Origin of the sequence: Vibrio fujianensis, from assembly GCF_002749895.1 — a bacterium.
In the GTDB taxonomy this organism is placed as follows: domain Bacteria; phylum Pseudomonadota; class Gammaproteobacteria; order Enterobacterales; family Vibrionaceae; genus Vibrio; species Vibrio fujianensis.
This window is the reverse complement of sequence record NZ_NBUS01000041.1, coordinates 263,026-266,743: the sequence shown is the minus strand read 5'-3', so window position 1 is coordinate 266,743 and position 3,718 is coordinate 263,026. Positions and strand designations below refer to the sequence as shown.

The window sequence follows — 3,718 nt, the reverse complement described above, 5'->3', positions numbered from 1 at the left end:
CATTCCTTGGTTTAACCAAATGAACAAAGGGATTGAGCGAGCCGCAAGTGACTTTGGCGTGAATGCTCGCCAACTTGGCCCTTCAACGCCTGATCCCGCACAACAAGTTAAAATTATTGAAGATTTAATTGCTAAAGGCGTTGATGCCATCACGGTAGTTCCTAATGATGTCACGGTATTGGAACCTGTATTTAAGAAAGCTCGTGAGAAAGGCATTATTGTCCTAACTCATGAATCTCCAGATGAGCATAACGCAGATTGGGATATTGAAACTATTGATAACCAAGCTTATGCGCAGGCAACGATGGATGAGTTAGCTAAAAATATGGGAGAGAAGGGAGGATATGCTGTTTATGTTGGGTCATTAACGGTTCCTCTGCATAATAACTGGGCAAATTTAGCCATCGATTACCAGAAAAAAAATTATCCTGATATGTATGAGGTGACCAGCCGGATGCCTGTCGCTGAAAGTATTGACCAGTCCTATGCAGCCACCAATGATCTAATGAAAGCTCACTCAGATATGTCAGGCATTGTTTCTTATGGCTCCTTGGGCGCGATTGGCGCTGGCGAAGCGATCAAAAAGAAACGTGCAAAAGATAAGATCAGTGTTGTGGGTATTATGATGCCTAGTCAAGCTGCGCCATATTTGGCCCGCGGAGAAATAGATAAAGGTTTCTTATGGAACCCGGCCGATGCCGGTTATGCCATGGTTGCTGTAGCAAAGCAGATGCTAGAAGGTAATGATGTATCAAAAGGCGTGACGGTCGAAGGGCTTGGAGAGGCTGACATTGATATTGAAAATCGTGTTATTAAATTCAATAAAATTTTAGAAGTGGATAAAACCAATGCTCGCCAGTTAGGTTTTTAACCACGCTACGTTCTTCCTCTACTCTTATTTGGGGCGGCGCAACGCCGCCTCATGACTACTGGAGATTCTTATGTCAGGTACTCCTTTTATTACTCTTAAGCATATTTCAAAGCATTTCGGTTCAGTAAAAGCTTTAGATGGTATTAATCTCACCTTTAACCGAGGTGAAGTGCATTGTTTAGCGGGTAAAAATGGCTGCGGTAAAAGTACATTATTTAAAGTGATCTCCGGTGTTCATGCGCCAGAGAAAGGAGCAGAAATCATTCTTGCTGGCAAAAGCTATGCAAGACTTACTCCACAGCAGTCCATTGAATACGGCATTCAAGTGATTTATCAGGATTTATCATTATTTCCTAACTTAACCGTTGCAGAGAATATTGCCATTCAAGATCACATTGAGTGGGCGAAAGGATTGGTGCAAAAAAAACGAATTCAAGGCATTGCCCTCAAAGCGATGGAAAAAGTCGGCGTGACGTTGCCGTTACAAAAACGGGTTGAACAGCTCTCTATTGCTGAATGTCAGCTTGTGGCGATTTGTCGTGCTATGGCATCGGATGCCAAATTAATGATTATGGATGAACCGACCGCATCGTTAACCCGCACGGAAGTTAATCATTTGATTAATGTCGTCGCCGATCTCAAATCCAAAGGTGTTACGGTCGCTTTTGTGAGCCATAAGCTCGATGAGGTGATGGAAATCTCTGATCGCATCACAGTCATCCGCGATGGGAAAACCATTGGTACTTATCAAGCTAATGAAGTGGATAGTGATAAATTGGCCTTTTTAATGACGGGGCAGCGTTTTAAATTTACGCCACTTACTCCTTATCATGAGCAGGGTGATATCAAGCTAGAAGCAAAAGGTTTAACGAAAAAAGGGCAGTTTAGTGATATTTCTTTTTCTGTGCGAGCGGGTGAAATCATCTCAATTACGGGTCTATTAGGCGCTGGCCGAACTGAATTATGTATGGCTTTATTTGGTATGACCAAACCTGATCAGGGACAAATATTGGTGAATGGACAGCCGGTGCAATTTGAATCAAATCGCGATGCGATTGCTCATGGTATTGGTTATGTTTCAGAAGATCGCATGTCGACCGGTCTGGTTATGGAGCAAACGATTCGCGATAACATTACGGCTGCAGTGTTAGACCGGTTGCAAAAACCTTCTGGATTTCTCGACCATATCAAGGCGAATAAGTTAGTGGATCTTTTGATCTCATCGCTCTCGATTAAAGTTGCCGACCCTCAACTACCGGTCACTAGCCTCTCTGGTGGCAATGCACAGCGTATTTCTATTGCAAAATGGATAGCTGTCGAGCCAGAAGTCCTGATTCTTGATTCTCCGACCGTTGGGGTTGATGTTGCTAATAAAGAAGCGATCTACACCATAGCGAAAGATCTTGCCACAAAAGGCATCGCGATCATCATGGTTAGTGATGAAATACCAGAAGTGTTTTACAACAGTCATCGCGTCATAGTGATGAAAGAAGGACGTTTTACCCATGACTTCTATCCCGTTTACAGTTCCGAGCAAGAGATTATGGAGGCGGTCAATGCTTAATTTCGTTCGTCGGTCTGTTACCGCATTAATGAAACATCACGAATTTTATCTGTCGATGATGATTGTGCTGATGATGATGGCATTGACGATGACCTCTGAAGATTTTTTCACTTTAGGTAACTTATTTGATATGTCTATCAGTTCAGCAATTCTGGGCATCATGGCGTGTGGGCTCTTTGTTGTTTTGATCGCTGGAGGAATTGATATCTCTTTTCCTGCCACCGCGGCCATCGCACAATATGTCATGGCGAGCTACGTGTTAAATCTTGGCGGTAATTTTATGGTGGCTTTTGCCATTGCTACCGTTGTGGGCATTTTACTGGGGATGATTAATGCGATCCTGGTGTATAAGCTAAAAGTGCCTGCCATTATTATTACCATTTCTACTTTAAACCTCTTCTTTGGATTACTGATCTATACCAGTAACGGCGAGTGGTTATATGGTTTTCCTGACTGGTTTATGGATGGTATCGAGCTGTTTACTTTTACCGGTCATGATGGTTATGACTATGGCTTGTCACTTCCTATTCTGACTTTAATCGTGATGGTTTTCGTTACCTCTTTTTTGATGAATAAAACCCGCTTAGGACGACAAATTTATGCTGTAGGGGGAAATGCCGATGCCGCCAGTCGAATTGGGATTAATCTTTTTGGCATTCATTTATTCGTTTATGGGTATATGGGGGCTCTCGCGGGCATCGCTTCGGTGGTACAGACCCAAATCACTCAGTCGGTCGCGCCAAATTCATTGATGGGTTTTGAACTGACAGTGCTAGCGGCGGTCGTGCTGGGAGGCACTAGTATGACTGGCGGAAAGGGAACTTTATTGGGCGTTATTCTTGGCGTTGTTTTGCTAGCGATTGTAAAAAATGGACTAACCATATTAGGCGTTCCTTCCTATTGGCATACGGTTGTTACCGGCTTCATTATTGTGTGCAGTATTAGTATGACAGCGATCAATGAAAAAAAACAAGCAGTGCAGGGGGCATAATGGAAGCGTTTCTCAATAAACTATCACTACCGACCGATAAGAATATTCGTTATTTGCTCGTGATCTTAGCCGGTATCTTATTGGCGATGGGTTTATCTGCCGGCAAAGCTTTTTTTTCGTTAGGTAACCTACAGTCGATGTCCTCCCAAATGCCATTGCTTGGTTTACTCGCACTGGCGATGGCGATCTGTATGCTAACTGGAGGCATTAACTTATCGATTATTGCCACAACCAATGCCTGTGGTTTAGTTATGGCCAGTATTATCACCCAAGCGCCAGACAGTGCAATCAT

The 3,718-nt window shown here is 43.3% G+C and carries 3 protein-coding genes and 1 pseudogene; all 4 read left to right on the top strand.

All coding sequences use genetic code 11. From position 1 onward, the window contains the following. On the top strand, positions 1 to 871 hold an 871-nt coding region (locus B7C60_RS08440; protein ID WP_245868985.1), incomplete at its 5' end, for an autoinducer 2 ABC transporter substrate-binding protein. Between the two features lie 70 nt (positions 872 to 941). Beyond that, positions 942 to 2,435: a sugar ABC transporter ATP-binding protein gene (locus tag B7C60_RS08435; RefSeq protein WP_099611264.1), complete on the top strand. Its 1,494-nt coding sequence runs from the start codon at positions 942 to 944 to the stop codon at positions 2,433 to 2,435. Beyond that, the gene (locus B7C60_RS08430; protein WP_099611263.1) at positions 2,428 to 3,426 is read left to right on the top strand and encodes an ABC transporter permease; all 999 of its coding nucleotides are present in this window, start codon (positions 2,428 to 2,430) and stop codon (positions 3,424 to 3,426) included. Before B7C60_RS08435 ends, B7C60_RS08430 begins: the two co-directional genes overlap by 8 nt. Beyond that, a pseudogene (locus B7C60_RS18520) lies at positions 3,426 to 3,718 on the top strand (ABC transporter permease); the annotation flags it as partial. The gene B7C60_RS08430 and the pseudogene B7C60_RS18520, both read left to right, overlap by 1 nt.

What these genes read in the sequence shown, in the direction of transcription:
- B7C60_RS08435 (WP_099611264.1), top strand. Translation starts at nt 942, where the DNA reads ATGTCAGGTACTCCTTTTATTACTCTTAAGCATATTTCAAAGCATTTC.
- B7C60_RS08430 (WP_099611263.1), top strand. Translation starts at nt 2,428, where the DNA reads ATGCTTAATTTCGTTCGTCGGTCTGTTACCGCATTAATGAAACATCAC.